Genomic DNA, 3426 nt, shown 5'->3' with positions numbered 1-3426 from the left:
TTGTATGTTCTAGAGGCAGTACCGATCTGTGGAGCTGCCGGCATACCATGATGGCATTATTCTAGTGAGAGCGTCCGTAACCATCGGAATGCTTGTTTATATATTCCGCATGCAGGTGTTCCCTTGTAACACCTTTTCTCGGTAACCTGTTACAGTACTCGGGTAATAGTCCCGGAAGGATCTGCATACGGGGCGCACTGGCGACCCTGGCCAGAGGGGTGTTAAGAAGGACGGCCAGTTCGCTACCGCCCTTGGCAGTGCACTCTTCATAGCCAATGCCAAGCGTCTGCCAGATGCGAATATACTTTTTAATGGTATTGCGTGAGGTTGACACCATTGCATGGATGCGCTTGGTCCCGGTTCCCTGACTGTATAGACGGATGATCTGTCTTAGTTTATTCATTTTGATAGGCTTATTGGACATTGTAATCAACAGTTTTTGTTCGGCTAAAAGCTAAACAAAAACATATTCCTATAAACCATTTAGCACAAACGAATCTGCAATTTCAAGGGGGTCAATTTGGATTGGCGCAAAGGGGTCTTTTTCCTTTGGCGAACCTTATCAAATTAACTCGGCTAAGGGGAACTTTTTAGATTGGCGAAGAGGGGTCAATTTGAAGCGGTTTATCCACCATGGCACCACATGTCTTCAATGCAAGCTTATCTGATGAATGGTATGCACATCATCTGATCAAGGGCAAGGGAGATAAAAACATTAATTTCAGGCCTTCTGCTTCCTATTTTAAAACAAGCAATAAAAGCGAAAGCCTGCAAATCTTTTTAAACAGGAAAAAGGGATGAACTGGGTAGTATTAAAAGCATTGCATACGATTTATGAACATGGAGAGGTAAAGAAAAATGATACCCTTTGCAAAGACGGTACCTTGTCGTACCTGATAAAATCCCTGAACGTCATTAGCGAGGACCCCAGAAAATTCTTTGCTGCCCCGGGTTATGGTCCCATTTATGAAAAGCTCTTTAAAAAAAGTTATCTAGGCTACTTGGATTTTATGTCGGCATTGGATATCCTAACACCCCACACCAGATTTACCGAAACGGACCTGAAGATCCTGATGAATATTCAGGCCTTAAACAAAGTGGGTGCGTATGATGAGTTAAAAAAACAGATCATGGAGGCTGACGAGTCTTTAAAGGAGATTTCATTGATGTTCTTTAAGAACGAAAAATATCTTCTGGATAAAAAATCATTGACTGAGGCTTTAAAAAAAATCTTGGGGGTCAGCCACTTTGCCAATGAAAAGGATCAACAGTATATCTATAAACTTGAATGTGAAACCCCCAGGGCAATTGTTTTATGTGAGAACCTAGATATGCTCACCAAGCCCAATAAACCAAGAAAGCATGGAATTGAGTTATGGTACGCAGGTGGCAAAAATGTAAGTAAATTAAGTTTTGCGGACACCAGGGGTTTACCTATCTTTTATTGCTGTGATTGGGATTATGATGGGCTATTTATCATCTATCCCCTGGTCAAGAGGATCATAAAGGATATAAAGCTATTGACACCTAACGGAACACCCAGGGATATTACCTCATCTGAACATTTGAGCAGATGGAAGGACGAGGACCGTTTTTTATCCGAACTGGATTTTACGGATGCGCAGCGCTTTATGGTAAGATCACTGGTGATAAATGATGAGTGGGTCATTGAAGAATCTAATAATTTGATTCAGATGTTGTCTAATCATATAAATATCAGCTAAGGCTTTTATGCTTTAGAGCTATGGCCGCTTTATGCATGAGCTAAAAATATTTGTGAAAATATCTTTTTCCCATGTGGGTAATATTACAAATAAATATAGGTTTTTCTAAATAGACTGGCCCCACCTCAGCAATAAGGGCAGATCAATTGTCAGAATTTGTTATTTTCATCCTTCAGTTAACCATATGATAAAACACGAGTCCCTTTTCAATGCGTTCTCAAAGAACTTGAGAAATAACTTTCAACGTTTTGGACTAAGGCTTCAATCAGGCGACACCGAAATAATGGATGCTCTGTATGTATGCCCAATTTCTCTCCGTTGTTATACCATTGAGGGTCTGAAGAACCGTGAGCTGACATTAGAACATGTACCGCCTGAAAGTTTAGGGGGAAAAGGTATCATTCTTCATGTAAAGAATTAAATAACAAGGATGGCCATACTACTGATAAAAGACTCCTAAATTTTTTCGAAAGCGAAAATTTTAATGCAAGTGGTGGTGAGATTAACACCAAAATCTCCTCAGAAGAGCTCTCATTTAGGGGCATTACAGCAAAGTTTGCAATTGCAAAAAAAGACGGAAAGCCAATGGTACAGATAAAATCTTCCACACAGAACATTAAGGCACTGGAGCACAAAGGTCTTTTCAAAAATTGGGATGGTGGAAAATTCACACTTACATGGCAACAGCGGAAAAATATCGATAAAAAAGCATTGCTAAAATGCGCCTACCTAATGGTTTTTTCTAAAATTGGGTATGAACTAATATTTGATACTTGCGGATTTAAAAACGAAACTTATGGTGTATTGATTGAATATTTACGGAATTCGGAATCTGATATTGATTTTCCTTTAGCTTTTATTAATCGGCACGCTCCTCTAAGCAGCTCGGCAATTGGTATGATTACCGGACCATTGGAGTATAAAAGCTTTGTGATTAACCTTACGTTTAAATTAAACGGGAATGATTTTCAATATGCAGTATTTTTACCCCATCCAGAAAATGCCGACCTCTCTAATCTCAAAAGACTGGAAGAACTGATAAGTGGGGAGAACTGCAAAATTGATTTCCAGCTTGCTGAAATTACGTTTGATGTCTGTTCCCAAAACAACGTTTCTTAAAGGCAAGATGACATACAACAGTCCAAAAGAATTTGCGGAAATTATTAAAAAAGAGCTTTATCAGTATAGTGCAGAACCTGAGGATCTCGAACTGCGTAAAGCAGCTGTCCAGAGGCAGTATGCAGACGAAATTAAAAACAGTGCCTTTGAAATAGATCAGCAATATGACCAGGTGAATACAGGCTTTCAGGGGGTCATTGACTTTATTATTGAGGAACTATTCGGCATTTTACCCAATCAGGTAGTTACTAATTTTAAAACTCATTTCTATTTTACAACAATTGAAAACAGAACCATTAACGCAAGTGTCCGCAGATCCCCTGATCTTCAGTACTTCGGAATCTTTATCAATTCTGCCTTAATTAATCTGCTCACTAAATTGGGGAAACTGGACCAGGCGGTTACAAATCCAGAATGCATTGTGTTTTGTAACAGGTTTCCCGATTCAAAACCGGGCATTGAGGAAATCAAATTGATGAGGAACGAAATGTACCAATATTTCACGACAGAAAAAATGGCATTCGGTCCATATCTAGTTATAAAAGGAATTGAGCAGCAAAGTTGGATATTCTGGAGCATGTTG

At 39.3% G+C, this 3426-nt stretch carries 3 protein-coding genes; all 3 read left to right on the top strand.

Annotated elements, in window-relative coordinates:
• Positions 1-797 precede the first annotated feature (797 nt).
• The gene (locus tag D7004_RS13735; protein WP_123206446.1) at positions 798-1724 is read left to right on the top strand and encodes a hypothetical protein; all 927 of its coding nucleotides are present in this window, start codon (positions 798-800) and stop codon (positions 1722-1724) included.
• 585 nt (positions 1725-2309) lie between these two features.
• Positions 2310-2843 (top strand): hypothetical protein, encoded by a 534-nt coding sequence (locus tag D7004_RS13725; RefSeq protein WP_123206444.1) that lies wholly within the window; start codon positions 2310-2312, stop codon positions 2841-2843.
• Positions 2797-3426 (top strand): hypothetical protein (locus tag D7004_RS13720; protein ID WP_208646847.1); only part of this gene is annotated, 630 nt, incomplete at its 3' end. The genes D7004_RS13725 and D7004_RS13720, both read left to right, overlap by 47 nt.

Origin of the sequence: Pedobacter jejuensis (assembly GCF_003725795.1) — a bacterium.
Taxonomy (GTDB): domain Bacteria; phylum Bacteroidota; class Bacteroidia; order Sphingobacteriales; family Sphingobacteriaceae; genus Pedobacter; species Pedobacter jejuensis.
Note: the sequence above shows the minus strand (reverse complement) of the source record. Positions and strands in the feature narration are given on the sequence as shown.

Bases quoted from the DNA above. Each gene is read 5' to 3' on its own strand.
- D7004_RS13735 (WP_123206446.1), top strand. From the start codon at position 798: ATGAACTGGGTAGTATTAAAAGCATTGCATACGATTTATGAACATGGA.
- D7004_RS13725 (WP_123206444.1), top strand. From the start codon at position 2,310: ATGGTACAGATAAAATCTTCCACACAGAACATTAAGGCACTGGAGCAC.